This window comes from Symbiobacterium ostreiconchae (genome assembly GCF_055396975.1).
The window spans coordinates 2,963,605-2,989,142 of the sequence record NZ_AP042454.1; the positions used below are offsets into that span (position 1 = coordinate 2,963,605).

The 25,538-nt window shown below is 70.2% G+C and carries 25 protein-coding genes; 4 read left to right on the top strand and 21 right to left on the bottom strand.

The features are described 5' to 3' along the window. Positions 1 to 17: 17 nt before the first annotated feature. From spoIIIAC to tdh, 12 genes are all read right to left on the bottom strand, one after another. The gene (gene spoIIIAC, locus ACZ5UM_RS14405; protein ID WP_464844990.1) at positions 18 to 215 is read right to left on the bottom strand and encodes a stage III sporulation protein AC; all 198 of its coding nucleotides are present in this window, start codon (positions 213 to 215) and stop codon (positions 18 to 20) included. Between the two features lie 16 nt (positions 216 to 231). Beyond that, complete coding sequence (gene spoIIIAB, locus ACZ5UM_RS14410) at positions 232 to 753, bottom strand: stage III sporulation protein SpoIIIAB (protein WP_464844991.1); 522 nt, start codon at positions 751 to 753, stop codon at positions 232 to 234. Further along, a complete protein-coding gene (spoIIIAA, locus tag ACZ5UM_RS14415; RefSeq protein ID WP_464844992.1) occupies positions 750 to 1,712 on the bottom strand; it encodes a stage III sporulation protein AA in 963 nt (320 codons plus the stop codon). Before spoIIIAA ends, spoIIIAB begins: the two co-directional genes overlap by 4 nt. 135 nt (positions 1,713 to 1,847) lie before the next feature. Then, positions 1,848 to 2,246, bottom strand: coding sequence for a CD1247 N-terminal domain-containing protein (locus ACZ5UM_RS14420; RefSeq protein WP_464844993.1), 399 nt, complete (start codon positions 2,244 to 2,246; stop codon positions 1,848 to 1,850). Between the two features lie 107 nt (positions 2,247 to 2,353). Further along, positions 2,354 to 2,911 (bottom strand): elongation factor P, encoded by a 558-nt coding sequence (gene efp / locus ACZ5UM_RS14425; RefSeq protein ID WP_464844994.1) that lies wholly within the window; start codon positions 2,909 to 2,911, stop codon positions 2,354 to 2,356. A 70-nt stretch (positions 2,912 to 2,981) separates the two neighbouring features. Further along, complete coding sequence (locus ACZ5UM_RS14430; protein WP_464844995.1) at positions 2,982 to 4,055, bottom strand: M24 family metallopeptidase; 1,074 nt, start codon at positions 4,053 to 4,055, stop codon at positions 2,982 to 2,984. A gap of 3 nt (positions 4,056 to 4,058) precedes the next feature. Continuing rightward, entirely contained in the window at positions 4,059 to 4,517 is a 459-nt protein-coding gene (gene aroQ, locus ACZ5UM_RS14435) for a type II 3-dehydroquinate dehydratase (protein ID WP_464844996.1), read from the bottom strand. 85 nt (positions 4,518 to 4,602) lie between these two features. Then, positions 4,603 to 5,799, bottom strand: a complete 1,197-nt coding sequence (locus tag ACZ5UM_RS14440; protein ID WP_464844997.1) for a rhomboid family intramembrane serine protease — start codon at positions 5,797 to 5,799, stop codon at positions 4,603 to 4,605. A 176-nt stretch (positions 5,800 to 5,975) separates the two neighbouring features. Beyond that, the gene (locus tag ACZ5UM_RS14445) at positions 5,976 to 6,602 is read right to left on the bottom strand and encodes a cation efflux transmembrane domain-containing protein (RefSeq protein WP_464844998.1); all 627 of its coding nucleotides are present in this window, start codon (positions 6,600 to 6,602) and stop codon (positions 5,976 to 5,978) included. Between the two features lie 4 nt (positions 6,603 to 6,606). Further along, the gene (locus ACZ5UM_RS14450) at positions 6,607 to 7,317 is read right to left on the bottom strand and encodes a diacylglycerol/polyprenol kinase family protein (RefSeq protein WP_464844999.1); all 711 of its coding nucleotides are present in this window, start codon (positions 7,315 to 7,317) and stop codon (positions 6,607 to 6,609) included. A 277-nt stretch (positions 7,318 to 7,594) separates the two neighbouring features. Beyond that, a complete protein-coding gene (locus ACZ5UM_RS14455) occupies positions 7,595 to 8,773 on the bottom strand; it encodes a glycine C-acetyltransferase (RefSeq protein WP_464845000.1) in 1,179 nt (392 codons plus the stop codon). Between the two features lie 25 nt (positions 8,774 to 8,798). Further along, on the bottom strand, positions 8,799 to 9,842 hold the full coding sequence (tdh, locus tag ACZ5UM_RS14460) for an L-threonine 3-dehydrogenase (RefSeq protein ID WP_464848393.1): 1,044 nt from the start codon (positions 9,840 to 9,842) through the stop codon (positions 8,799 to 8,801). A gap of 265 nt (positions 9,843 to 10,107) precedes the next feature. On the opposite strand from tdh, the gene ACZ5UM_RS14465 reads away from it, so the two are divergent. After that, the gene (locus tag ACZ5UM_RS14465) at positions 10,108 to 11,781 is read left to right on the top strand and encodes a methyl-accepting chemotaxis protein (RefSeq protein WP_464845001.1); all 1,674 of its coding nucleotides are present in this window, start codon (positions 10,108 to 10,110) and stop codon (positions 11,779 to 11,781) included. A 6-nt stretch (positions 11,782 to 11,787) separates the two neighbouring features. Here the strand turns inward: ACZ5UM_RS14465 and ACZ5UM_RS14470 are convergent, their stop codons facing one another. Further along, on the bottom strand, positions 11,788 to 12,630 hold the full coding sequence (locus ACZ5UM_RS14470; protein ID WP_464845002.1) for an SDR family oxidoreductase: 843 nt from the start codon (positions 12,628 to 12,630) through the stop codon (positions 11,788 to 11,790). Positions 12,631 to 12,848: 218 nt separating this feature from the next. Here ACZ5UM_RS14470 and ACZ5UM_RS14475 point away from each other — a divergent pair, with 218 nt between their 5' ends. The 3 genes from ACZ5UM_RS14475 (at position 12,849) to ACZ5UM_RS14485 (ending at position 15,426) form a co-directional block, all read left to right on the top strand. After that, entirely contained in the window at positions 12,849 to 13,346 is a 498-nt protein-coding gene (locus tag ACZ5UM_RS14475) for an acyl-CoA thioesterase (RefSeq protein ID WP_464845003.1), read from the top strand. A gap of 66 nt (positions 13,347 to 13,412) precedes the next feature. Further along, positions 13,413 to 14,039, top strand: coding sequence for a 5' nucleotidase, NT5C type (locus ACZ5UM_RS14480; RefSeq protein WP_464845004.1), 627 nt, complete (start codon positions 13,413 to 13,415; stop codon positions 14,037 to 14,039). 91 nt (positions 14,040 to 14,130) lie between these two features. Then, the gene (locus ACZ5UM_RS14485) at positions 14,131 to 15,426 is read left to right on the top strand and encodes a putative glycoside hydrolase (RefSeq protein ID WP_464845005.1); all 1,296 of its coding nucleotides are present in this window, start codon (positions 14,131 to 14,133) and stop codon (positions 15,424 to 15,426) included. A gap of 52 nt (positions 15,427 to 15,478) precedes the next feature. Here ACZ5UM_RS14485 and ACZ5UM_RS14490 read toward each other — a convergent pair whose 3' ends face one another. The 8 genes from ACZ5UM_RS14490 to ACZ5UM_RS14525 all read right to left on the bottom strand — a co-directional run bounded on the left by ACZ5UM_RS14490 (position 15,479) and on the right by ACZ5UM_RS14525 (position 25,488). Beyond that, positions 15,479 to 16,288: a metal ABC transporter permease gene (locus ACZ5UM_RS14490; RefSeq protein WP_464845006.1), complete on the bottom strand. Its 810-nt coding sequence runs from the start codon at positions 16,286 to 16,288 to the stop codon at positions 15,479 to 15,481. After that, entirely contained in the window at positions 16,285 to 17,064 is a 780-nt protein-coding gene (locus tag ACZ5UM_RS14495) for a metal ABC transporter ATP-binding protein (RefSeq protein ID WP_464845007.1), read from the bottom strand. The genes ACZ5UM_RS14490 and ACZ5UM_RS14495 overlap by 4 nt, the downstream gene beginning before the upstream one ends. Then, a complete protein-coding gene (locus ACZ5UM_RS14500) occupies positions 17,064 to 18,074 on the bottom strand; it encodes a metal ABC transporter substrate-binding protein (RefSeq protein WP_464845008.1) in 1,011 nt (336 codons plus the stop codon). The genes ACZ5UM_RS14495 and ACZ5UM_RS14500 overlap by 1 nt, the downstream gene beginning before the upstream one ends. Before the next feature lie 83 nt (positions 18,075 to 18,157). Further along, the gene (locus ACZ5UM_RS14505) at positions 18,158 to 18,604 is read right to left on the bottom strand and encodes a Fur family transcriptional regulator (protein WP_464845009.1); all 447 of its coding nucleotides are present in this window, start codon (positions 18,602 to 18,604) and stop codon (positions 18,158 to 18,160) included. Between the two features lie 169 nt (positions 18,605 to 18,773). Further along, on the bottom strand, positions 18,774 to 20,306 hold the full coding sequence (locus ACZ5UM_RS14510; protein ID WP_464845010.1) for an LCP family protein: 1,533 nt from the start codon (positions 20,304 to 20,306) through the stop codon (positions 18,774 to 18,776). 175 nt (positions 20,307 to 20,481) lie between these two features. After that, entirely contained in the window at positions 20,482 to 23,757 is a 3,276-nt protein-coding gene (locus tag ACZ5UM_RS14515; protein ID WP_464845011.1) for a DNA polymerase III subunit alpha, read from the bottom strand. Positions 23,758 to 23,893: 136 nt separating this feature from the next. Further along, entirely contained in the window at positions 23,894 to 24,142 is a 249-nt protein-coding gene (locus ACZ5UM_RS14520; RefSeq protein WP_464845012.1) for a DUF6504 family protein, read from the bottom strand. Between the two features lie 5 nt (positions 24,143 to 24,147). Next, entirely contained in the window at positions 24,148 to 25,488 is a 1,341-nt protein-coding gene (locus ACZ5UM_RS14525; protein WP_464845013.1) for a DNA polymerase Y subunit UmuC family protein, read from the bottom strand. Positions 25,489 to 25,538: the final 50 nt, after the last annotated feature.

Consider the following 25,538-nt stretch of genomic DNA (forward strand, 5'->3'; position numbering starts at 1 on the left):
GCCTCCCCGCCGGGCCGTCAGTACATGCCGAACGTGGCCTTCACCAGGTTGAAGAACTTGCCCAGCAGCGTGACCACCATCATGAGGACCACGAGCACGCCCACCAGCGTCACCATCTGGCCCTGCTCGTCCTTGCCGGCCTGCTTCAGCACGGTGGCCATCACCGCCACGATGATGCCGACCCCGGCGATGCGGAACAGGAGCTGCACGTCCACCAGGCTCACCCTCCAACTAGATGAGTATCAGCACCAGGGCCAGGCCCGTGAGCACCCCCACGTAGCGGTACATCCGCTCGTAGCGGCGCCGCTCCTCCGCCGCCCCGGCCTCGGCGGCGGCCAGCCGGTCGAGGGCGAGCCGCAGGTGGCGCACCTGGTCCTGCCGGTCCGAGGCCCCCAGCACCGGAAACAGCGCGGCCAGGATCTCCTCGTCCGCCGGCGTGAGGCAGGTGCCCTCCCGGTGCGCCTCCAGGGCCGCGGCCAGGGCCTCGCCGGGCGTGATGCCGCCCCCCGCCTCCAGGCGCCGGGCCCCGTCGGCGAGGATCGCCCCGGCCACCGGCCCGGCCGCCCGGGCGGCGCTGCGCAGGGCCGCCGGCATCGGTGTGGCCCCGTACTCCACCTCGGTCACCAGCACGGAGAGCCCGTTCTGGAAGGCCCGCAGCTCCGCCGGACGGCGCCCGTAGCGGGCCGCGATCTGAAAGCCGATCCACGAGGGCGCCAGCACCGTGAGCGCGGCGCCGACCAGCTTCAGCGTCATGCCACCACCTCCCGGGCGGGATCCAGGACGGCCTCCACGGTGCCGGGCCCGCGCCTGCGGCTGAGGAGCACCGCCCGCTCAAAGGCACCGGCTTTCAGCAGCTCTGCCAGGGCGGGCCGCCTGCGCACGTCGGCCAGCCCGGACCCGTGGGCGGTGGCCAGCACCGCCACCCCCGCGTGCAGGGCCTCCATCACCGCGGCCGCGTCCTCCGGACGGCCGATCTCGTCCGCCGCGACCACCTGCGGCGAGAGCGCCCGGATCATCAGCATCAGCCCTTCTGCCTTCGGGCACCCGTCCAGCACGTCGGTCCGGGGCCCCACGTCCCGCTGGGGCACCCCGCGCACGCAGCCGGCCACCTCCGAGCGCTCGTCGACCAGGGCGACCTTCAGGCCCCGGAGCCCCAGCCGGGGCACGCCCGCGGAGAGCTGGCGGACCAGGTCCCTGAGCAGGGTGGTCTTGCCCGCCTGGGGCGGGGAGATGAGCAGGGTGGAGAGGAAGCGGCCGCCGCGCACCAGGTGCGGCAGCAGGCCGTCTGCGGCGCCCGGCACCTCCCGGGCGATGCGGATATTGAGGCTGGCCACCTGCTTCAGCGTGCGGATGCGGCCGGCCTCCGTCACGGCCCGGCCGCAGAGCCCGACGCGGTGGCCCCCTTCCAGGGTCAGAAAGCCGCCCCGCACCTCCTCCTCCCAGGCGTAGACCGATCCCTGGGCCATGAGCTGGAAAGAACGCTGCAGGTCCTCGCCGTCGGGCCGGAACGCCTCCCCGGGGTCCGCGGTCAGCCGGCCGTCCGGGGCCACGAAGGCGTCGCCGCCGGGGAAGATCAGCTGCAGCGGCCGGTCCTGGCGGATGCGGATCTCCTCCAGCGGACCCGGCAGGGCCGGGACGGACCGGCGGAGCAGCTCACCCAGGCGGGGAGACACGCAGGTCAGGATTTCACGCTCGAATCCCTCCGGCAGCATCGCTCGTCCCCCTCCCTGCTGAGAGATGCTATGCCGGCCTGTCCCCCGTTATGTGTCCACCGCGCGGGCAATAAAGCGGGGCCGCCCCGGCGAGCGTCTCGCTCGCGGGACAGCCCCGCGCGGCCTGCCTGTGCGCTATTCCCGCGCCTCGTGGGCCTCCATCCTGCACCCGCAGACCGGGCAGGTGACCTCCAGTTCGGCCTCCCCCACCCGGCCGGCTGCGGCCCCGACCGGCTGGCCGCACTCAGCACAGGTCACGACGGTCACGCCTTCCGATTCGCCGTCGTCGGGAATGAAGACGATCTCGCTGTCCGTGTACACCTCGTCCTCCACCGACGACAGGTCGTCGTCCATGTCCTCCACGTACTCGGCCAGGTCGCCCTGGAACTCGGTGAGTTCCTCGATCTCCTCCGCGATGTCGCCGAGCACATCGATCACGCCGGCCAGCACACGGCCGTGGGCGCTGTCGACGTCGATGTCGAGCCCCTCGGCGAGGCCCTGCAGATAAGCGACGCGGGAACGAAGGTCTTGCATGACAGAACTCCTCCTTCCTCGGGCAGTCCCGCGCGATAGTCTGCCCGGGTTGACCGGAAAACAAATCGGGGTGCGCGCACGCGCACCCCGCGCAGACCTCACCCTCTTTAGGCCCTCGACAGATACTCGCCCGTACGGGTGTCGACCTTGATGACATCGCCGGTGTTGATGAACAGCGGCACCTGCACCACGTAGCCGGTCTCCAGCTTGGCCGGCTTGTAGGTGCCCGTCGCCGTGTCGCCCTTGAACCCGGGCTCGGTCTCGACCACCTTCAGCTCCACCGTGTTGGGCAGGTCGACGCCGATGACCTGGCCGTTCCAGTAGGCGATCTGGACCATCATGTTCTCCAGCAGGAAGTTGGGCGCGTCGCCGATCTGCTCCCGGGTCAGCTCCACCTGCTCATAGGTCTCGGTGTTCATGAAGACCCACACGCCCTGGTCCGCATACAGGAACTGGTACTCCCGGCGGTCCACGTTGGCCTGGGCCACCTTCTCGCCGGCGCGGAAGGTGGTCTCGATGGTGGTCCCGGTGAGGACGTTCTTCAGCTTCGTCCGCACGAACGCCGCACCCTTGCCGGGCTTCACATGCAGGAACTCGATGACCTGGTACACGGTGCCGTCCAGCTCGATGGTCATGCCGTTCCGAAGATCGTTAACCGAAATCACTGTGCAGTTCCCTCCGCTCAACGCTAAGCGCCAGAATTTTTACGCCCCGGGGGCGAATACACACTGGACCTCAGAGAATGAGGAGCTCCTTCGGCGAATGGGTGAAGGACTCAGCCCCCGAATCGGTGACCAGCAGCATGTCCTCGATCCGGACGCCTCCCCAGCCGGGCAGGTAGATGCCCGGCTCCACCGTGACCACCATACCGGGCTGCAGCACCACGTCGCCGCCCCGCTGGTTGATCCGCGGGCCCTCGTGGATGAACCGGCCGACGCCGTGCCCCGTGCCGTGGCCGAAATAGTCACCGTACCCCTTCTCGGCGATGTACGCGCGGCAGACCTCGTCCAGCTCCTTGCCCGTGATGCCCGGGCGGCAGGCCGCCACGCCCCGCTTCTGCGCCTCCAGCACGATGCCGTAGATCTCGCGCTGCTTATCTGTAGGTTCCCCCACCATGACGGTGCGCGTCATGTCGGAGCAGTATCCCTGGTAAACGGCGCCGAAGTCGAAGGTGACCAGGTCGCCGGTCTCCAGCGGCTTGTCGCTGGCCGTGCCGTGGGGCAGGGACGAGCGGACGCCCGAGGCGACGATGGTCTCAAACGCCACGCCCTCCGCGCCCAGCTTCTTCATGCGGTACTCCAGTTCGGTCGCCAGGTCCCGTTCCAGCACCCCCGGCCTGATGAGCGGCAGGATCTGGGCGAAGGCCTCGTCGGCGATCGCCGCGGCCTTGCGCATGCGCTCGATCTCGCTCTCGTCCTTGATCATGCGCAGCTCTTCCACGAGCCCCGAAACCGAGGTCCACTGGCACCCGGCGACGGCCTGCTGGTAATCCTGGTGCTCGTCCACCGTCAGGAAGTCGCCCTCGAACCCGAGCCGCTTCAGCCCCCACTCGTCCACGAGCCGGGCGAGCGCGGCCTGGTTCGTGCTCTGCACCCTTACGACCTCGAAGTCCGGCGCCTGGGCCGCGGCCTGCTCGACGTAGCGGAAGTCCGTGATCAGCGCTGCCCTGTCGCCGGAGATCAGCAGCAGGCCGGCGCTCCCCGTGAAGCCGCTGAGATAGGCCCGGTTGTGGGGTTTGGCGATCAGGACGGCGTCCAGGCCCTTCTCCTCCAACGCGGCCCTGAGGCGCGCAAGGCGCGCTTGGGTCATGCCTCAGTTCCTCCTTTGTGCGCGGTCGCCCTGCAGCAGGTGCACCAGGGCCCGGAGCCCGAGCCGATACGATTCGGCTCCGAAACCCGTGATGGTCCCTGCGGCCACCGGGGCGATCACCGAGCGGTGGCGGAACGGCTCGCGCTTGTAGATGTTGGAGAGGTGCACCTCCACCACGGGCAGGTCCACGGCCGCGATGGCATCGCGGATGGCCACGGAGTAGTGGGTGTACGCCCCGGGGTTCAGCAGGATGCCGCCGAACCGGCCCCGGGCGCTGTGAATGGCGTCGATGATGGCGCCCTCGTGGTTGGACTGAAACGACTCCACCTCAACCCCCAGTTCACCACCTAGCTCCGAGAGCATGGCGTCGATCTCTGACAGGGTGGTGGAGCCGTAGACCTCGGGCTCGCGGGTGCCCAGCAGGTTCAGGTTCGGGCCGTGGATGACCAGGATGCGCACCATGGGGTGTCGGCCTCCTCCCCAACTAGACCTGCATTATCGTACCAGAAATTTGCACAGGCACGCAAGAGGAGGGGCGCAGCCGGCTCTACGGCAGCAGGGTCGTGATGTGCCGGAGGGGCAGGATGCCGGTCACCAGCAGGAGCACCAGGCCGCCCAGCACCGGTGCGGCCACCTGGCGCCACCCGTAGCGCTCGCCCGGCGCGCCGGCGATGAAGGCCGCCAGCAGTCCGCCCACGAGGCCGCCGATGTGCGCGTAGTTGTCCACCCGCCCGTAGACGAAGCCGAACAGCAGGTTGATGGCCACCGGCGCCAGCAGCCCCTGCCAGTCCACGCGCCGATTGCGGACGGTGGTGGCGAAGTAGATGAGTGCGCCCATGAGGCCCAGGATGGCGCCCGAGGCCCCGACGCTGACCACCAGCCCGGGGCGCAGGGCCACCGAAGCCACGCCCCCGGCCACGCCGGCCACGAAGTAGATGAACAGCATCCGGGCCGAGCCGAAAATCAGCTCGCAGTACCGGCCCACGTGCCAGAAGGCCCACATGTTGAACGCCAGGTGCATCGCCCCGCCGTGCAGGAACAGGTGGCTGACGAGCCGCCACTGCTGGGTCTGCGCCCCCAGCGTCAGCAGGCTGTAGTTGGCCCCCCAGAGGACCAGGGAAATGGTGTCCGGCCCGCTGACCAGCCGGAGGAGGCCGCCGCTCATCCACACCGTCCAGAGGTAGTAGGCGACGGTCAGGGCCAGGATCACCCGGGTGGCCGGGAAGCGGTCCAGGCCCAGCCAGGTGCGCCGGACCTCGTACGATGGCCTGTGCTGCACGGACGGACGGGACGGCTCCTCGGGCACCTCGGTCAGGATGCGGGCCACGGCCGGGTCCACCGGCGGGAACCCGGTGTGCTGGTCCACCAGCCCCACTTCCAGGTCGGCGCACCAGGGGATGACGCTCCAGCGGTCGTCGGGGTCGCGTTCCTGCAGGGCGACGATGGCCTCGGCTTCCTCTTCCCCGACCTCCCGGTCGAAGGGGAAGACGAGGATCATGTGCCGCGCCGCCTCGCCCTGCCCGGCCCGCATCCACGCCCCGCAGGCGCGCACCAGCGCCTCCGTTTCCCCCGGGCCGGCCCGGTTCGGCTCCGCCGCGAGCGCGATCAGCAGGCGCCCCCAGGCCTCAGCCCGAGAGACGACCAGCGCCAGGCGATCCTGCAGCTCCTCCGGGACGGCCTCCGGCCGGAAACCCGCTTCCTCCAGCCCGCCGCCGACCATCCTCACATACGCAGCGTAGTTCACGACCCACCTCCGCCTCGGACGACGGCTGGCTCTGCCATCGCCCGCAAAGACATTCCACTTGATTCACCATCGGGCATGGGGATACCTCCAGCCGAAAGGTCAGCCGCCGGGCGTGAGCGCCCCGCGCATCGCCGTGCGGCGGCGCCGCGTCGCCCGGGCGCCCCGGGGCGGCGGCGTCAGGTCCGCCGTCCGGCGGGGATGCCGGCGGTGCGGACCACCTGGATCCCGCTCATCACCATATAGGCTGAGACCGCCGCCGAACCTCCCAGGTCCACGTACTGGGTGGCAGGGGACGCCGGCGCCAGCGCCAGGGTGGCCAGCGCCGCGGTGACGCAGCCGTCCACCAGGGTCTTCGCCCGGTAGAGCCGGCTCTGTGCCGCCAGGATGGCGCTGGGCTCCCGCCGGTCGAGCGTGCGGTAGCGGAGCCAGAACCAGCCGTTGGTCAACACGCCCAGCACGGCGATGACCAGCCCCGGGATCACGTTGCCACGCTCCGGGCCCGAGCCCATCGCCGCCAGCCCGAGCATGGCCGCCCCCGAGAGGCACATCGCCAGGCCGACGGACCCGTTCGCGGCGCGCTCCAGCCGGTGCCTGCGGGCGGGATCGGGTTCCCCTTGCCGGCGCAGCGCCCGGTACACCGCCCATGAGACCACGATGGCCGCGAGTTCGGCCGTACGGCGGATGAAATCTGCGAGCTGGGTGGACGAGCGGCCCACCAGCAGCCCCGCGCCGACGACGACCGGGCCGGGTGAACTGAGGAGCACCGAGGCCAGGAGGGTGCGCTCGCCGCTTTTCCCGTTCACCGCCTCACACCCCCCACACTTGCACCAGGGGGATCAGCACGGCCGCCGCGGCGAGCGGACAGGTGATCGTGTCCATGCCGTTCCTGGTGTACAGTTCCACGACCGCTGACACCGCGGCCGTCACCGCGGCGATGGGCACGGCCCCGTGCCAGCCCCCGGGGGCGTGGGCCAGCAGGACGGCCAGCACCGAGACAAACGACACCGCAAACATCGCCAGGGTGCCCTCCAGGCTCTTGCGCCCTTCCACCAGTCTTCCCTCGATGAAGTGCGCCCCGAAGCGCTTGCCCACCAGCGCCGCCGCCGCGTCGCCCAGGCCCCAGGCCAGCACCGACGCCGCGACCAGGTACCGCTCTCCCAGCCAGCCCCATCCCACCAGGACAAGGGTGATGTACATAGCAAACACCACGACGAGGCTGCGCTTGATCTCCCCGGCCTTGCGCTCCGTGAGCAGGTGGGCATATCCCGGCATGCGCTCCCCCAGGGCAAGCGCCGGGTAGACGGCCAGCACAAACACGGCCGCCGCGGTAACAGAGGCCGTCCACGTCGTGAACGCGTACATGAACACGAACAGGGAACCCAGGAGGATGAGGTGCAGGGTCTTACGGAACACCTCCGCGGGCACCCGTGCGGTGCGCCGCAGAATCAGGGCCCCGGTGGCACAGAGGCTGTAGTAGAGCAGCACTTTCCCGAAACCTGCGGCGAGGTCAGTGAGCATAGATCTTCCCCCGATGGCTGGCGTCGTAAAGGGGCCCGGTCGTCTAGTTAAGACATGCGATGATTGTAAGGTATACCAACCACGCGTCCGCCGCAAGTCTTGAGGCCGGGAACGAGGACCGAGAAGGGTCCATCCCTGCGGCGCCCGCCATCGATCGGTTTCATCCCCCGGCCCGGGGCAAAGAAGTCCCCGGGACGCCGCCCAACCGGCGTCCCGGGGACGCTCTTGCCGCTCACCGCTCGCGGCCTCGCACCGCTCACCGCCGACGGCCCACGGCTCAGATCAGTCCCAGCTCCCGGCCCACCTTCTCGAAGGCGGCCAGGGCCTCGTCCAGATCCTCCTTCGTGTGGGCGGCGGTGACGATGGTGCGCACCCGGGCCTTGCCCCGCGGCACCGTCGGGTAGGCGATGCCCTGGGCGAAGACGCCCTCCTCCAGCAGCCGGTCGGAGAGCTTCATCGCCTTCACCTCGTCGCCGGCGATCACCGGGGTGATCGGCGTCTCGGACTTGCCGGTGTCAAAGCCCAGGTCGTTCAGCCGCTGCTTGAAGTAGCGGGTGTTCTCCCACAGCCGCTCAATCCGCTCCGGCTCCTGCTCCATGATCTCGATGGCCTTCAGGCAGGCCGCCGCCACGCCCGGCGGATGGGAGGTGGAGAAGAGGAACGGCCGGCCCTTGTGCCAGAGCAGCTCGATCAGGGCCCGCGGACCCGCGACGTAGCCGCCCAGTACACCCACGGCCTTGGAGAGCGTGCCCACCTGCACCGTCACCCGGCCGTCGAGGCCGAAGTGGTTCACCGACCCGCGGCCGTTCTTCCCCAGCACCCCGGAGGAGTGGGCGTCGTCCACGTAGGTCATGCAGCCGTGCTTCTCGGCCAGCTCCACGATGTCCGGCAGGGGCGCGATGTCGCCGTCCATGGAGAAGACGCCGTCGGTGATGATCAGCCGGCGCCGGTACTGCCCGTCGGTCTCCTTCAGGACCCGCGCCAGGTCGTCCATGTCGGCGTGCCGGTAGCGGTGGATCTTCGCCTTCGACAGCCGGCAGCCGTCGATGATGGAGGCGTGGTTGAGCTCGTCGGAGATGACCGCGTCGCCCTCGCCCACCAGCACCGGGATCACGCCGGAGTTGCAGGTGAACCCCGACTGGAAGACGACGGCGGCCTCCACGTGCTTGAACTCGGCCAGCTTCTCCTCCAGCTGGTTGTGGATCGTCATCGTCCCGATGATGGTCCGCACCGCGCCGGAGCCGGCGCCGTAGGCCTCGGTCGCCTCGATCATCGCCTGCTTCAGGCGGGGGTCGTCGGCGAGACCCAGATAGTTGTTGCTGGAGAGGTTGATGACCTCCCGCCCGTCGATGACCGAGCGGGGGCGCTGGGGCGACTGCAGCTCCTTCAGAGGCCGGTAGAGCCCCGCCTGCTTCAGGCTGTTGAGCTCCTCCACAAGAAAGTCCGTCAGAGCCATCCGCGATGACCTCCTCTGCGGGAAATCAGGCCTTCAGGTCGGGCATCAGCACGACCTTGCCGCACTGGCCCGAGCCCATGAGCTCCATGGCGGTGTCGATGCGCTCCAGCGGGAGCCGGTGCGTGATGAGCGGCCGCAGCCGCTCGGCCAGGCCGGCGCGGTAGAGCGACCGCACCTGGTACCACGTCTGCCACATCCGGCGGCCGGTAATGCCCTGCAGCACCAGTCCCCGCATGATCACGTCGGCCGAGAGATCCAGTTCCAGCGGACGGCTCGGCAGCCCGAGCAGCGAGATGCGCGCGCCGTTGCGCGCCGCCCGCAGCGCCTGGCGGATGGCCGTGGGGTTGCCCGACATCTCCAGCACCACGTCGGCGCCGTAGCCGCGGGTGTAGCTGCGCACGACCTCCACCGGATCCTGCTTCGTGGGGTTGATCAGCACGTCGGCGCCGAGCTCCCCGGCCATCTGCAGCCGGTACTCGTTGATGTCCATGGCGATCACGATCTCGGCGCCGGCCATCTTGGCCACGGGCACCGACATGATGCCGATGGGGCCGCAGCCGGTGATCAGCACGGATTGGGCGGTGAGCTCGCCGCTCAGCGCCGTGTGCACGGCGTTGCCCAGCGGCTCCTGAATCGACTGCAGCTCAAACGGGATGTCCTTGTCGTTCACCCAGATGTTCTGTTCCGGCACCGAGACGTACTCCGCGAATACGCCGTCGGTGTCCACACCCAGAATCTGCGTGTTCTCGCACAGGTGGTACTCCCCCATCTGGCAGCGGGGGCACCGGTTGCACACGATGTGGGTCTCCGCCGACACGTAGTCGCCGACCTTGCAGGCGGTGACCTCCCTGCCCACGGCCACCACTTCACCGGCCAGCTCGTGGCCGATGGTCAGGGGCGGCTTCACCCGGCCCGCCGACCAGGGATCCCACGTGTAGATGTGGTAGTCCGTGCCGCAGATGGAGGCCGCCCGCACCTTCACCAGGACGTCGCGGGGGCCGATGGTCGGGATCGGAACTTCCTGCAATGTCGCTCCAGGACCAGCTTCCATTTTGCGCAAAGCTCGCATCGTCTCTGCCACGGCTGCCCACCTTCTTTCCCCTGCCGGACTGGATGCCGCAGGGAAGTTTGATGGCTACCACTCATTACTGTATATCAGGCGCGCGAGCCGCCGCAAGGTTGTGTGCGCGCCCGGCTTCTCGCGCCCTGAACACTGTTAGCGAGATGAACTTTCACAGCGTTAGAAGGAATTCGCCGCCGCCGAAGCCAATTCACCACCATTCGAGAGCGTATAGGTCGAAATATCTAGTTATTCATGCACAGGGGGCTCCTCTATGGGTCTGAAAGCACGGCTGGTGAGCTACGAGCAGGCAACCAACCGCACGGTCAACCGCATCCTCTGGATCAGTCTCCTGCTGGTCGTCGGCGCCATGCTGCCGCTGGCCTCGCGCACCGGCCTTCCCCGGGGTCCGTTCCTCCTCTGGGCCGCGGGCTCGGCCGTCCTCCTGTGCGCCGTCACCCTGCTCGTCCGGTCCGGCCGCTGGCCCCGGGCGCAGAAGTTCGTGCAGATCGGTACGCTCGGCGTGGTGCTCGTGGGCATCGCCTTCCTGGTGCCGGGCTCCAACCAGCACACGGGCATCTGGTTCCTCCTGCCGGTGCTCACCGGCCTGTACGTCGAGCGGTGGGTCTCGGCCTACGGCACCCTCCTCGCCCTGGCCGGGTGGACGGCGGTGCTCCTCCTGCACCCTCCGGAGGTCCCGCCCTCGATGACGGTGGCGCGCATCGGCCTGGTCAACGGGGTGATGCTCACCCTGGTCGGGATCGGGACGTACGCGGTGGCCGCGCGGTCCCGGCAGCTGCTGGAGGCGCTCGCGGAGGCCGCCGCGCAGGAGGACGTCCTGCGCCGGCTCGACGCGGTGGTCGCCGAGGCCCGCCAGACCACGCACCAGCTGACCGCGGCGGTGGCCGACCTGGCCCGGGCCGGCAGCGAGGCCGACAGGCAGATCGAGAGCCGGCTGCGCCCGACCGTGGGACGGCTGACCCGGGCCAGCAGCGAGTCCAGCACGGCCGCGCGGGAGAGCCACACCGCGCTCGGGGAGCTCGCGACATCCGTCACGACCGTCTCCGAAGGGGCGCACAGCCAGGTGTCCCGCACCGACAGCGCGCTGGCCCTCAGCCGCGACGTGCGCGAGGCCGCCGCGGCGATCACGGAACTGGCCCGGGAGGTCGCCGCGGAAGCGGAGGCCGCCAGGGAGGCGGTGGAGACCGGCCGCGGCTCCATCCGCCGGTCGGCCGAGACCATGGGCCAGCTCGCCCGGGCGACCGAGGCCGCTGCCGACGCCATGGTCCAGCTGGCCGGCCACTCGACGCAGATCGACCAGGTGGTCACGACCATTGAAGCGTTCGCCGGGCAGACCCGCATGCTCGCGCTCAACGCCGCGATCGAGGCCGCGCGCGCCGGGGCCGCCGGCCGGGGCTTCGCCGTGGTGGCGGACGAGGTGGGGAAGCTGGCGGCGCACTCCAGCCAGGCCGCGGCCGAGATCGGCCGGCTCATCCGACAGGTCCAGGAAGGCGTCGCCCTGGCCCAGTCGGCCATGAGCAGCGCCCGGGAGCTGGCTGCGGACGGCCTGGCCCTCGCCTCCGCGACCGGCGGGAACCTGGAGGATCTGGCGGTGACCGTGGGCCTCACGGCGGACCGGATGACGGCCATCACGGCGCAGGCGGAGCACTTGGCCGGATACAGCCGGCAGCTGGCCGAAGCCCTCGCCGAACTGACGTCCATCGCGCAGGAGAACTCCGCCTCCGCCGAGCAGATGGCGGCCACGGCCGAACAGCTCGCGGCGGGCACCCGCACCGCTGCGGAGGCGGCGGCCACCAGCGCCTCCGTCGCCGAAGAGGTGGCGCAGGTGGCCGATGCGCTCTCCGACGTGGTGGCGCAGATCAACACCAACGTGGACCGGCTGCGGGGCGCGGCCGATGCCCTGACGGCCGTGATCGCCTCAGGTTAGCCGCCGTCAGTCGTCGCCGACCATGCGCTGTTCCTCCCGGGCCCGGGCGAAGCGCACGCCGGCCACGGCGCCGCCGTCCACCAGCAGGTCCGTGCCCGTGATGAACGAGGCGGCGGGGCTGACCAGGAACTCCACGGCAGCGGCGATGTCGTCCGGCGTGCCCACGCGACCCGTGCCCGAAGCGGCGATCATGGCCCGCATCATCGGGCCGGAAGGCCCGCTCAGCTCCTCCTGACCCATGGGCGTCGAGATGATGCCGGGGCTGACCGAGACGACGCGCCCGCCCTTGCGCCCCCACTGCAGCGACGCCCACTGTACCCGCAGCTGATTCGCCCGCTTGGCAATACTGTACGCAGCGCCCCTGTCCAGCCTGGCGGGATCGAGCAGCGGAAGCCCGGCCAGCTCCGCCGTGGGCGTGGTCGCCAGAAGGTGCTCGGCCTCCGGCGGCAGTGTGGCCATGGCCCCCGCCATGCTCGCGACGCAGACCGCTACGCTCCCGGGGCCCGCGAGGCGCAGGAACTCGTCCAGCACCAGCGCGGTGCCCACCACGTCCACCGCGATCACCCGTTCGGGCGGCGCCTGCACGGGCGAGACGCCGGCGGTGTGGACGAGGATGCGGAACGTGCCGAGCTCTGCCGCCGCGTCGGCCAGGCTTCGCACCGCTGCCGCGTCCGACACATCGGTCTGCCTGCCGTGTACATCGTAACCTTCGGCCTGAAGCTGCTGGACGGCCCGCTCCAGCACGGTCTCCGCGTAGTCGGCCAGCAGGACGCGCCGGCCCGGCCCCAGGCGGCGGGCGATGGCCATTCCCATGCCCCCGGCGCCGGTGACCACCAGAACCTCTGCCATGTGTGTTCCTCCCCTTCACCGTATTGCAGGATGCCCCATCCCATCCCAACCAAATCCTTGGACCCTGAACCAGTTCTGTATTCTCAATTCTACTGAATAGTTACTTTGGGTCAATCTCGGATTTCCCCACTCGCCCTTCGCGGCGGATCTGCCTGATCCCTACGGGCAGCCTCTAGACCTTTTGGACCACTTCTATCTGGATGAGGTGAACATCCCCGATGCACCGGACACCGCCTTCGCTTCAGCCCAAGCCCGCCAGCCTCAGCGCCTGTGAGATGACGGAGATCGTCATGCCCAACGATGCCAACCCGCTGGGCCACATGCTGGGCGGACGGCTGCTGCACCTGATGGATATCGCGGCCTCCATCACTGCGATGCGCCACGCCGGCAACCCGTGCGTCACCGCGTCGTTTGACTCCGTCGACTTCCACACGCCCGTCCACATCGGCGAGGTCTGCATCCTGAAGGCCCGAGTGACCTGGACCGGCCGCACTTCCATGGAGATCGGCATCGACGTGTACGCGGAGTCGCCGACCCGGGGCGAACGCCGCCACACCACGTCCGCGTTTGCCACCTTCGTCGCGCTGGATCCGGAAACCGGGCGGCCGACGCGCGTGCCGCCCTTGGCCATCGAGACCGACGAGGATCGCCGCCTGTTCGAACAGGGCGAGGAGCGGCGGCGGCTCCGGCTGGCGCGCCGGCATGCCAGAGGTTGACAGAAGGCTGCTGTCACCTTCCCGGGCATACTCATCAAAGCACGACCCCGCGGAGGTGAAGCACGCGTGGCCAGGCCGATCCTGCTGTTCGACCTGGACGGCATCTGCTGCAACCTCATGAAGAAATGGCTGGCCGTCTACAACCGGGACTACCACGACAACCTGCGTCCGGAAGACATCACCTCGTGGGACTGGGAGAAGTTCGTCAAGCCGGAGTGCGGCAAGCGCATCTACCATTACCTGAACCGCCCGGGCTTTTTCGCGGACCTGGAGCCGATCGAGGGATGCGTGGAGTCCCTGGAGCGACTGGCGGCGATCTGCGAGCTGGTGGTGGTCACGGCCAGCCCCCGGCAGGCGGCCGGAGACAAGATCGCGTGGGTGCGCCGGCACCTGCCCATGGTGCCCCGCGGCAACATCGTGATCACCCACCGCAAGGACCTGGTCCGGGGCGACTTCATGTTCGACGACGCGCCCAAGAACCTGGCCAACCACCCGGCCATCCGCATCATGATGGACTATCCCTATAACCGTCATTTCCACGATTGCTACCGCGTACACTCGTGGGCGGAAGCAGAGCGGCTCATCCGGCGGCTTGCGGCCCGTCAGCAGGGGGTCAGCCGCCAGCCGTCCGCGCAGTGGGCCCTGCAGCCGGCGTACGGCCAGGGTGCGCACGACCCTCCGTCCACTGTGTAAAACTGCTACCCCCTCAATCTCACAACGTGTAAACGAAAGCGCCCCGGGCTTCGTCTAAGGAGTATCAAGGACCGAAACCGGAGGCTGGCTCATGCGCAAACCACTGATTTCTGCCGTTGTTCATTCCGTTCTGGTCGCCTCGCTCGTCGTCACCGGCTGTTCCTCTCCGCTGGGCGGCAGCCCCGCTCGCCCCGGACCCTCGGGCCAGCTGCCGGTGGGTTCCGTGACCGGACCGGGAGGCGGTGAGGAGGACCTCACCGATCCCGGCACGGCCGATCCGGGCGGCGGCACCGACCCGGGGACGGCGCCCGATCCCGGCCCGGATCCGGCACCGGGCGGGAGCACGGCTCCGGGAGGCGCCGGTCAGCCCGGGACCGGGGAAGAGCCGGCCGGCGAGGCGCCCGCCGATCCGGTGAGGCCTGCACGGGAGATGCCGAACCCGGTGCGGGGGCTTCACCTCTCGGGCTGGTACGCGGGATCGCCCGACCTGGTCTGGCCGCTGCTGGACTGGGCCAAGGCGGCCGGGATCAACACGATCGTGCTGGACCTGAAGGCCGAGGACGGCTACCTCTCCTGGGAGTCGGACATCCCCCTGGCCCAGGAGATCGGCGCGAACATGCGCAAGATCGCCGACCTCCCCGGGTTCATCGCGGAGGCCCACGAACGGGGCTTCTGGGTGGCCGGCCGCATCGTCGTCATGAACGACCAGTGGCTCTACAAAGCCCGGCCGGAGTGGGCGATCCCGGGGTTTGACGGCGGCGCCTACTCCTTCATGGATCCGGCCAACGAGAACGTGTGGAAGTACAACGTCGATGTGGCCAAGGAGGCCATCGCCGCGGGAATCGACGAGATCCAGTTCGACTACATCCGCTACTCCGAGCACCTGCGGGAGGGCTACAACGGCCACGATACGACGGCGGAGCAGCGCACCAAGCCCATCAACGACTTCCTGCGCTACGCGATGGCCGAGCTCAAGCCCCTGGGGGTCGTGGTCGGGGCCGACCTGTTCGGCCTGACCACCTCGGTGGCGGAGGGCGACGACATGCAGATCGGCCAGGACTACCGGCAGGTCGCCGAGATCGTCGACTACGTCGCCCCGATGGTCTACCCCTCCCACTACGCGCCCTGGACCTACGGGCTGGAGAACCCCAACGCCGCCCCGTACGAGACGGTGTACAATTCCATGCAGCGGGCCCTGGAGCGGACGGAGGGGCTGCCCATCGAAAAGCACCGTCCCTGGATCCAGGACTTCTCGCTGGGCGGCATCCCCTACGGCCCGGCCGAGGTGATGGCCCAGGTGCAGGCGCTGAAAGACCTTGGCATTCATTCGTTCATGCTCTGGGATCCTTCCAACAAGTACACCCGCGACGTCTCCTTCGAGGACTGAGGCGCGCGGCGGAGCCACCCCCGCACCGGAGGGTGGCTCCTTTCGTTCTTCCCTATTCGATGCGGCGCAGCCGCTTGTACGCCAGAATCAGGAGCAGGATCACCACCGCGGTGAACACCACCGTGCCGCCGGGGGCCAGGTCCAGCACGTAGGCCAGGGTCAGCCCCGCCAGCACGGAGACCACCCCGAAACCCACCGACAGCGCCAGGGCGCCCCGGAAGGAGCGGGCCACCTGCAGGGCGGCCCCCACCGGCACCACCATCAGCGAGGAGACCAGCAAGGCCCCCACCACCCGCATGGTGAGGCCCACGGTCAGCGCGACCAGCACGTAGAACACGAGGTTCACCGCCCGCACGGGCAGGCCGCCGACCCGGGCGTACTCCTCGTCGAACGTCGTCGCCAGCAGCTCCTTGTACAGCAGCAGCAGGCAGCCCAGCACCGCCGCGCCCAGCACGCTGACGACCACCACATCGGTCCGGCTCACCGTGACGATGGAGCCGAACAGGTAAGCCAGCATCTCCCCCGTGCTGCCCGCGGCCAGCGACAGCAGGATGACCGCCAGGGCCAGGGCCCCGGCCAGCACGATGGCCACCGCCATCTCGCTGTACTTGCGGTACGACTGCCGGAGCCAGTCCATGCCCAGCGAGGCGGCCACGGCAAAGAGCAGGCCGGTGGCCACGGGGTAGGTCCGGGTCAGCATGCCGGCGGCAACGCCGGTGAGCGTCACGTGCGAGAGCGCGTCGCCGTAGAGCGCCAGCCGGCGGAGCACCAGGAACAGCCCGATGGAAGGCGCCACCACGGCCACGACCAGGCCGGCCAGCAGGGCCCGCTGCATGAAGGCCAGCGACAGCATCTCGATCATGCGCGGTCGCCCTCCCCCGGGTGATGGTGATGCTGGATGCGGACCACCTCGTGGCCGTACAGCTCGCACAGCTGCTCCTCCGTGCCGAAGTCCGCCGGCGAGCCGTGGTAGAAGAGCCGGCGGTTCAGGCACGCCAGCGCCGAGACCTCATGCGAGATCGCGCCGATGTCGTGGGAGACCAGGATGACCGTCAGCCCCATCTCCGCCCGCAGGCTGCGGATCAGCCGGTAGAACTGCCCTTCCGCGGAGGCGTCGACCCCCACGGTGGGCTCGTCCAGGATCAGCAGCTCCGGCCGGCTGACCAGGGCCCGGGCGATGAAGACCCGCTGCTGCTGGCCGCCCGAGAGCCGGCCCACCAGCCGGTCCTTGAAGGGGAGCAGCCCCACCCGGTCCAGGGCCTGGCGCACGGCCAGCCGGTCCGAAGGCGTGAACCGCCTCAGGATCCCGCGCCGGGCCGCAAGGCCCGTGAAGACCACCTCCTCCACCGTGGCCGGGAAGGCTGAGTTGAAGGAAGCAGCCTTCTGCGCGACATAGCCCACCCGCCAGCGGTCCCGGAACCTCTGCACGGGCGTGCCGAACAGCCGGATCTCGCCCCGGGTGAGGGGCAGGAGCCCCAGGATCAGGCGGAGCAGGGTCGTCTTGCCCGAGCCGTTGGGGCCGATGAGCCCCAGGTACTCGCCCCGCGCGACCGTCAGGCTCACCCGGTCCAGCACCAGGTCCTTCCCGTAGCCGAAGCTGACGTCGCGCACCTCGATCACCGGATTCGTCGTCACCATCACCGGCACCCCAGCGCTTTCTGCAGGTTCGTGAGGTTCTGCCGCATGACCGACAGATAGTCCTCGCCCGCGGCGATCTGCTCCGGCGTCAGCCCCTCGAAGGGGTTGAGCACCAGGACCTCGGCGCCGATCTCGTCGGCGACCACCCGGGCGACCTTGTCGCTGACCAGCGTCTCGAAGAAGATGTACTCCGCCTCATGCTCCCGGGCCGCCTCCACCACCGCCTTCAGCGCCCTGGGGGTCGGCTCGGCCTCCGCGGACAGCCCCATGATGGCATGCTGCTCCAGGCCGTAGCGATGCGCCAGGTAGCCGAACGCCGCGTGGGTGGTGAAAAAGACCCGCCGCTCGCACCGGGCGAGGCCGGCGGCAAACGCCTCGTCCAGCGCCGTTAGCTCCGCCAGGTAGGCCTCGGCGCGGCTGCGGTACACCTCCGCGTTCCCGGGATCGGCGGCCGCGAGGGCGTCGCGGATCCGCGCCACGATGTGGGCCGCTCCGGTGGGATCGAGCCAGATGTGGGGATCCAGGTCCCCGTGATCGTGAGCGTGGTGGTCGGCGTCTTCGTGTGCGTGGTCAGCGTCATGTTCATCGTGTACAAGTTCGCCCTCGTGGCCGTGCCCGTGCCCGGCGGCTTCCAGCAGGGCAAACCCTTCGCTGGCCTCCACCACCCGCAGGTCCGGGTTGTCCAGCGAGGCGAGCGCCTTGTCGACCCAGTGCTCAAAACCCGCCCCGTTGTACAGGAAGACCTGGGCCGCGTTCAGGGTGCGGATGTCGCCCACCGAGGGCTCCCAGTCGTGCGGCTCCGTTCCCGGGGGAACCAGGTTGACCAGGTCGGTCCGGTCGCCCCCCACGGCCCGTGCAAACTCGTAGATCGGGTAGATGCTGGTGGCCACCCGGAGCCGGCCGTCATCCGCGAAAGCCGGCGACGCTTTCCGCGCGCCGTCCGCTCCGCCGCAGCCGCCAACCAGCACGATCGTCAGCGCCAGTACCGCGAACCATCCCCGTCGGCGCATCCTCACGCAGTCCTCCTCCTTGCCGCGAAACACGGCCCGTGCTGCCCCCCACTCCGGCATTCTGCCTCCCGCCCCGGCGGTTGTCAAGTAGGAATTTTATTGTCTGCGCCGCCGGCGCACGCGGGGCAGTAGCCGAACAGTTCGATGCGGTGGGCGGAGATGACGAAGCCGTGCTGCTCCAGCGCCACCGCCTCCAGCTCCTTGATCGGGCAGTGGCCCAGGGGGATCTCGGCCCCGCACTCCAGGCACACGAGGTTGTGGTTGTGCAGCTCCCTGTTCAGCGAGTACTGCGCGGTCCGGCCCGTCAGCTTGACCTCCGAGACCACGTTCAGCCTCGCCATCAGGCGCAGGTTGCGGTAGACGGTGTCCAGCCCGATTTCCGGGTAGGTCTGGCGCACCTGCTGGTAGATCTCGTCGGCGGTGAGCGCGTCCTCGCCCGCGCTCAGCAGGACCTCGACGATGAGCCGGCGCTGGGGCGTGAGCCGGCACCCCATCTCCTTCAGACGCTGCAGCACTTCCTCGACCCGCATCCGGCGCCCTCCCCCGATCCGATCCAGTAAAATTCCTATTTGAGTGTATCCGTCTCAGGGCGCGCTGTCAACGGGCGACATGCGGGCCGCGGCCGGCCCGGCGTCTCCGGGCTGCCCAAACACAAGGACCAGGGCGCGGGACCCTGGTCCTGTGCACGCGTATTCTCGTCTACTCCAGCCCCATGGCGCTGCTGCCGATCACCAGGTCGATGTCGACCGCGGCGGTGGGGTCGGGGGCCATCCGGACCACGACGCCGGGCACCACGCCGGCCAGCGCCTGCTGCACGGCGGCCTCGTCCACGTCCGGGTTGCGCACCAGCGCCAGCGTCATCGAGAGCACCGCCGGGCTCTCGTGCACGCCCCAGACCTGCAGCCCGGCCGCCTCCAGCTGGTTCACGTACCTGCGGGCGCCGCCCCGCCCCGTGGCGTCCACCACGTGGACCGAGGCCCAGTAGGCGGGCGGCCCGGCGCCGGGCTCGTCGGAGCCGTCCTCCGTCCCGTCGGCGCCGCCTCCGGTTTCGTCAGCGCCCTCTCCGCCACCGGCGACACCGCCCTGCCCCTCACCGCCGTCTTCGCCCTGGCCTTCACCGCCGCCGGCGGCTTCGCCTTCCTCCCCTTCGGCCTCCTCCTCGGCGCGGGCGGCCGCTTCGGCCTGGGACCGGGCCACCTCCCGCTGGAGGATGGACTGGTACTCCTGGTTGTCCGCCCGGGCCTGCGCCAGGAAGTCTTCATCCGGGGGCTCGCCCACCAGCAGCTCGTAGGCCGCCGTCCGCAGCTTCACCAGGTCGGCGCCGAAGTAGAAGATGCCGTCAATCCAGTACTCGTCCGCCTCGATCGTGCCGGTGACCGGCGGCTTGTTCAGGGCCTGCCGCCCGGTGGCCGCCAGCTTCACCATGTCGCCCACCGTCATGTCGGTGCCGATGGTGTGGTAAAGGGCCGAGATGAGCTGCGGGGCCTTGGTGAAGAGGGCCGGCGAAGCCGCCTTCTTCATGGCCGCCTGGATGATCTCCTGCTGCCGCCGCATGCGGCCGATGTCGCCCTCCTCGTCCGCGCGGAACCGGGCGTACTTCAGCGCGGTGAGGCCGTCCATCACCTGCGGGCCGGCCTGGATGTCGATGATCAGCCCGTCCGGGCCGAAGCGGCGATCCGAGGGATCGTGGTAGTAGAGCGGCTTGGGCGGATTCACCTCGACGCCGCCCACGGCGTCGATGACCTCCACGAACCCGTCGAAGGAGATGGAGATCCAGTGGTCGATGTCCATCCCCAGCAGCCGCTCCACCGTGTCCACCGACAGGGCGGGACCGCCGTAGGCGTATGCGTGGTTGATCTTGTCGTACCCGCGGCCCGGGATGTAGGTCCACAGGTCACGGGGAATGGAGAGCATCGCGATGCGCTGCGCGCGCGGATGGTACGAAACCACCACCATCGAGTCCGATCTGCCCCACTCCCCTTCCCAGCTTTCAACGCCCATGACCAGGAAGGTCTGCAGGTCGGAGGGCAGGGTGTGCAGAGGAGGCAACTCCTCGGACACGCCGCTGCCGGGATCCGCGGCGTCGGATTTGCCGGGGTCGGCAGCCGCCGGCGAGTCAAACGGGCGATGGAGCGCCACGGCCCGGATGGCGGCGGCAAGGGCAAAAACCAGCAGGAGAGGGATCAACCAGTGCCACCGCTTGCGTGTGGACTTCTTCGATGAGTTGCGCACGGGCCGCCCTCCTCGTTGCGAAGTTTACTCGTCTTACGATCGCACAGGCGATGATGTGGCCGCAGGGTGACCTACCGTAGTTGGACGTCGGAATGCAGGGATAAGGTTCCGCGCGCGCAGCGGCCGCCCCTCCTTTTTCTGGGGGCGGCCGCTGCGCGGACCGCAGGAACGGCCGTCAGGCCTCCAGCGCCCGGATCCGGCTCACGGTGACGGACACGTGCCCGCCCCGCCGGTCGACCCGCCCGAGCGCGGCCAGCGGCGGCCGCGGGTCGGTGAAGATCAGGTGGCCGTAGCGCTGGTAGACGTCTTCGAAGATCGTGAGGTCGATCAGCCCGGTCTCGTCCTCCAGCGACAGGAAGACGACGATCCTGCCCGAGCGGGTCGGCGGCCGGTGCGGACAGACGGGCAGCCCGGCCACCTTCACCAGCTCCCCCGCCCGGCGCTGCCGCACCTCCTGCGCGGTGAGGTACCCCTCCCGGGCCAGCCGCTCCCGCACGAAGCGCATGAAGTGCGTACGCACCATCAGCCCGGTGAGCTCGTACTCTTTCAGATAGCGCTCCGCGGCGCTGAAGTCGGCGATCGGCGGCTGCGGCGCCTCTGCCCATGCATCTGCACCGGTCCGCACGCCCCCGTGACAGACCGGGCGGCCGGACGGGTGGCCCACCGCGGCATCCAGCAGGCTGGCCTGCGCCGCCCCCCGCTCCTGCCGGATCCGCTCGGCCTCCAGCAGGCGGGCCGCCTGCCAGAGCGCCGCCCGCCGGTTGGGGTGCAGCCGGTCGAAGGCGCCGGCCAGCACCAGCGCCTCCAGCGGCCCCCGCGGCACGGCGCCCCCGGTCCGCCGCACCAGGTCCGCCAGCGACCGGAACTCCCCGTCGCCCCGGGCCGCGAGGATCGCCGCGGCCGCCGGCTCTCCCACCCCCTTCACCGCCCGGAGCCCGATGCGGATCGCCTTGCCCGTCGCCGGGTGCTCGGGGGCGAAGGGCTCCGTCCCCCAGAAGGCCTCCCAGGCCTCCCGGGTCCATTCCTCCACGGTGAAGGCCGCCTCCGACCGGTTGATGTCCACGGGCAGGAGCCCCACCCCCCGCCGGCGGGCCTCCACCGCCAGGGTGTTGATGGGGTAGTAGCCCATGGGCTGGGCCGACAGGAGCGCGGCGAAGTACTCCGCCGGGTAGTGGCGCACCAGGTAGGCGGTCTTGTAGGCGGTGTTGGCAAACGCCGCGGCGTGGGCCTCGCAGAAGCCGTACGAGGCATAGCCCTGAATGTAGGAGAAGATGGTGTCGGCCACCGCCGGATCCACCCCGGCCGCGGCCGCCTTCTGCCGGAAGAGCCTGCCGATGGCCTCCATGTCCTCCCGGTTGCGGGCGTGGGTCATCACCCGGCGCAGCTGGTCCGCCTCGCCGGGGGTGAAGCCGGCCACCGCGGTGGCGATCTCGATCACCTGCTCCTGGAAGAGCACCACGCCGTAGGTCTTCTCGAGGATCGGCTTCAGCTTGGGGTGCAGGTAGGTGACCTCCTCCTTCCCGTGGCGGCGGGCCAGGAACGGCTCCACCATGTTCCCCTTGATGGGCCCGGGCCGGATGATGGCCACCGAGGCGACGATGTCCTCGAACCGGTCCGGCTTCAGCCGCGCCTGCAAGGCCCGCTGCGCCGGCGACTCCAGCTGGAAGACGCCGATGGATTCGCCCACGCCCAGCATCTCGTAGGTGGCCGCATCGCCGTGGGGGATCTGCTCGTAGTCGATGTCGCCGATGGCCCGCACCGCGTCGTCGATGGCGGTGAAGGTGCGCAGGGAGAGCAGGTCCAGCTTCACCAGCCCCAGGTCCTCCACGTACTCCTTGTCGAACTGGCAGACCACCTGGCCTTTCGCCGCCATCTGCAGCGGCGTCACCTCCAAAAGCGGCCGGCGGGAGATGACCAGCCCGCCCAGGTGGGTGCCGATGAAGCGGGGGAAGCGGGCGATCCGCTCCGCCGCCTGCACCAGCTGCTCGAACTTGTGCCAGGGAATGCCCGACTGGCGCAGCTCGGGGTAGCGGGCCATGACGGTGAGGATCTCGTCGGCCCCGGCGTGCCAGGGGATCCGTTTGGCCAGATAATCCAGCTCCGCCTCCCGGAAGCCCATCGCCTTGCCCAGGTCCCGCACCGCCGACCGGGCCTGGAAGGTGTTGTAGGTGCAGACCGAGGCCACGTGGTCGGCGCCGTACTTGCGGTAGACGTAGGCGGCCACCTCGTCGCGCCGGCGGGCGTCGAAGTCGATGTCGATGTCGGGCTTCTGGGCCCGCTCCAGCGACATGAAGCGCTCAAACAAGAGCCCGCGCTCGATCGCATCCACGTCGGTGATGAAGAGGCAGTAGGCCACCGCCGAGTCGGCGGCCGATCCCCGGCCGGCGCAGCGGATCCCCCGCTCCCGGGCGAAGCGGACCACGTCCCAGACCAGCAGGAAGTAGTCCTCGTACCCCAGCCGGGTGATGATGGTCAGCTCGTGCTCCAGCCGGCGGCGGATCCGCTCGGTGATGCGCCCGTAGCGGCGGGCCGCCCCGTCGTAGACCAGGTGGGTGAGGTACGCCGCGGGGTGCGAGCCGTCGGGCGTCTGGAACTCGGGGTGGAGCCGGGCGCCCAGGTCCAGCACCGGCCGGCACTGCTCGGCGATGGCGAGGGTGTTCTTCACCGCCTCCGGAAAGTCGCGGAAGCGCTCGATCATGACCTCCGGCGGCTTCAGGTAGCGCTGGTCGTTGAGCGGCCGCTCCGGGTGGGGCTGGTCGATGCGGGTGAGCGTGCGCACGCAGGTGAGCAGGTCGTGCACGAAAAACTCCTCGCGCGTGCGGTGGTGCACGTTGGACGTGACCACCAGCGGCAGGCCCAGCGCCTCGCCCAGGTCCCGCAGGGCGCGGTTTAGGGCCTGCTCGCCGGGCAGCCGCTCGTCGTGCAGCTCCAGGTAGAAGCGGCCGGGGAACCAGGCCGCGTAGCGCCTCGCCGCCGCCTCCGCCTCGGCGAGGCGCCCCCGCAGGATCAGGGAGGGGATCTCGCCCCGCCGGCAGCCCGAGAGCGCGATCAGCCCGTCGGTGTCGTGGCTCAGGGCGGACAGGGGGCACGCCGGCTGCAGCCGGTCGTGGCCCGGGGCCAGGGCGAACATCGCCCCCGGCGTCGCGCGGGGCTCCTGCCCGAGGTGGGCGGCGGTGATCAGCCGGTTCAGGTTGGCGTAGCCCCTGGGCCCGGTGGCCAACAGCGTGAGGTGGTAGCCGCCCTCCAGGGTGAGCTCTGCCCCCTGGATCGGCTGGATGCCCGCCTCCAGCGCCTTGCGCTGGAAGCGCACCGCCCCCGACACGTTGTTGTGGTCGGTGAGGGCCAGGGCCGGCATCCCGTGCAGGGCTGCCTCGGCGATCAGGTCGTCCAGCCGGGAGGCGCCGTCGAGGAAGGAAAACGGCGAATGCACGTGCAGGTGGACGAAGGACATGGGCGTGCGCTCCTTCCTGCAGGTTCGGCTTCCCGAATCTTTCACAGATCGAACATGCGTTCGTCACGCACACTCATTCTATCCCCTGCGCACCGCCCAGTCAAGTCGCCGGCACGCCCGGGCAGGGTTCCCCGGCTCAGTCATACGCCTTGTAGAGCAGCCAGCGCCGCTCCTGCGGGATGAAGTTCAGCTCGAAGACGCCGCCGCTTTCGGTGGCCACCCGGTAGGCGATCAGGGCGGGCTCCTGCTCCCACCAGCGGCCGGTCTCCATCCAGGTGTCCAGCACCGCGCACACCCGCTCCCGCCCGCCGGCGAAGCGGAAGGCGGCGGGCCGGCCGTCAGGGCCGGCGGTCACCTCCACCGGCCGGTTGAGGATGCGGGACACGGCCATCACGCCTTTCGCGGCCAGCGGTAGGGGTCGGTATACTGGAGCATCTGCTCCTTCCAGGAGGTCGGGGTGCGCATCCCCAGGCCGACCACCCGCGCCGGGAAGCGCTGGTGCAGCAGGGACAGCGCCCCCTCGATCCGCTCCCGCCGCTCCCGGAGCAGCCGGTCGTCCCACAGCTCCATCTGCCGCCAGTCGACGGGGCCGATCAGCCCCACCTCGGCGGTGACCGCCGCGATCTCCACCGGCTCCCCGAGGCCGTCCAGCACCTGGGCGAGCAGGGCCTGCAGCCCCTGCTGGATCGGGTAAGCGGTGTGCCGCAGCCGGGGCAGGGTCCGCTCGGCGTGCAGCACCCGGCCGTCGGCCAGCTCCAGGATCAGCCCCACCTGCTGGCAGCCCTCGCCCTGCCGCTCCAGCTGGGCGGCCAGCAGGGCGGCCGACCGGCTCAGCTCCCGCTCCAGCGGGTCCCGGTCCCGCACGCCGCCCAGCTCCGACCGCCGCGCCAGCCGCCGGGGCGGCCAGGCGGGCTTCACCGGCTCCGGGTCGATGCCCCGGCTCCAGCGGGAGACCTGCCGCCCCTGCGGCCCCAGCTGCCGCGCCCACTCGTCCTCGCTCACCCGCGCCGCCTCGCCGATGCGTGTGATCCCCAGCTGCTGCAGGCGGCGCTGCACCTCGGGCGGGAGGGGCAGAAGGCCGACGGGCAGCGGGGCGAGGAAGCGGGCCTCGGCGCCGGGGGGAACGATGACAAGTCCGCCCGCGTGACGGGGGGCGATCACCTGCGCGCCCTCCAGCCGCTGCGGGGCCGTGCCGGGCCGCCGCCCCAGGAACTCCGCCCGCAGGGCCCGGGCCGCCGCACGGGCCACCACGCGGGAGGAACCGGCGCCGGCGAAGGCGGCAAAGCCGAAGGACGCGGCCGCCTCCGCCAGCGCCTTCAGCTCCGCCTGCAGCCGCCGGTCCGCCGCCTGCCCCCGGCCGCCTTCCGCGCCCTGCGCCCGGCCGCCCGGCGGGCCGCCCGGATCGTCGGGCAGGGGCAGGCCCAAAAGCACCTGGTGCGGCTCCACCGGTTCGACGTAGGGCGTGTGGGCGAGGCAGCGGTCCCAGAAGGCGCGGGCCCAGGCGGCGGCGTCCACATCCGCCCACTCCACCACGGCTGCCCCGGGAACGTCGCGCAGCACCTGGCGGGCGGGACTGCCCGGCTGCAGTCCGGCCGCAAACGCCTCCCGGCAGCCGTCGAAGACCCTGCCTCCCCGCAGGACCGCGACCGGCCGCCCCTTTTCCACCAGTCCCGCCTCCCGGGCGGCAGCGGCGTAGAGACCCTGAATCTCCACCCAGCAGACCCACTGCATGCCGATCCCTCCGCCGCTTTACGGGTTGATTATTACGACTGCCGATAATC

Excerpts from the sequence above, each read along its gene's own strand:
- spoIIIAB (WP_464844991.1), bottom strand. The coding sequence starts at position 753 with ATGACGCTGAAGCTGGTCGGCGCCGCGCTCACGGTGCTGGCGCCCTCG.
- spoIIIAA (WP_464844992.1), bottom strand. The coding sequence starts at position 1,712 with ATGCTGCCGGAGGGATTCGAGCGTGAAATCCTGACCTGCGTGTCTCCC.
- ACZ5UM_RS14420 (WP_464844993.1), bottom strand. The coding sequence starts at position 2,246 with ATGCAAGACCTTCGTTCCCGCGTCGCTTATCTGCAGGGCCTCGCCGAG.
- ACZ5UM_RS14430 (WP_464844995.1), bottom strand. The coding sequence starts at position 4,055 with ATGACCCAAGCGCGCCTTGCGCGCCTCAGGGCCGCGTTGGAGGAGAAG.
- aroQ (WP_464844996.1), bottom strand. The coding sequence starts at position 4,517 with ATGGTGCGCATCCTGGTCATCCACGGCCCGAACCTGAACCTGCTGGGC.
- ACZ5UM_RS14450 (WP_464844999.1), bottom strand. The coding sequence starts at position 7,317 with ATGCTCACTGACCTCGCCGCAGGTTTCGGGAAAGTGCTGCTCTACTAC.
- ACZ5UM_RS14455 (WP_464845000.1), bottom strand. The coding sequence starts at position 8,773 with ATGGCTCTGACGGACTTTCTTGTGGAGGAGCTCAACAGCCTGAAGCAG.
- tdh (WP_464848393.1), bottom strand. The coding sequence starts at position 9,842 with ATGCGAGCTTTGCGCAAAATGGAAGCTGGTCCTGGAGCGACATTGCAG.
- ACZ5UM_RS14465 (WP_464845001.1), top strand. The coding sequence starts at position 10,108 with ATGGGTCTGAAAGCACGGCTGGTGAGCTACGAGCAGGCAACCAACCGC.
- ACZ5UM_RS14470 (WP_464845002.1), bottom strand. The coding sequence starts at position 12,630 with ATGGCAGAGGTTCTGGTGGTCACCGGCGCCGGGGGCATGGGAATGGCC.
- ACZ5UM_RS14475 (WP_464845003.1), top strand. The coding sequence starts at position 12,849 with ATGCACCGGACACCGCCTTCGCTTCAGCCCAAGCCCGCCAGCCTCAGC.
- ACZ5UM_RS14485 (WP_464845005.1), top strand. The coding sequence starts at position 14,131 with ATGCGCAAACCACTGATTTCTGCCGTTGTTCATTCCGTTCTGGTCGCC.
- ACZ5UM_RS14490 (WP_464845006.1), bottom strand. The coding sequence starts at position 16,288 with ATGATCGAGATGCTGTCGCTGGCCTTCATGCAGCGGGCCCTGCTGGCC.
- ACZ5UM_RS14495 (WP_464845007.1), bottom strand. The coding sequence starts at position 17,064 with ATGGTGACGACGAATCCGGTGATCGAGGTGCGCGACGTCAGCTTCGGC.
- ACZ5UM_RS14500 (WP_464845008.1), bottom strand. The coding sequence starts at position 18,074 with ATGCGCCGACGGGGATGGTTCGCGGTACTGGCGCTGACGATCGTGCTG.
- ACZ5UM_RS14505 (WP_464845009.1), bottom strand. The coding sequence starts at position 18,604 with ATGCGGGTCGAGGAAGTGCTGCAGCGTCTGAAGGAGATGGGGTGCCGG.
- ACZ5UM_RS14515 (WP_464845011.1), bottom strand. The coding sequence starts at position 23,757 with ATGTCCTTCGTCCACCTGCACGTGCATTCGCCGTTTTCCTTCCTCGAC.
- ACZ5UM_RS14525 (WP_464845013.1), bottom strand. The coding sequence starts at position 25,488 with ATGCAGTGGGTCTGCTGGGTGGAGATTCAGGGTCTCTACGCCGCTGCC.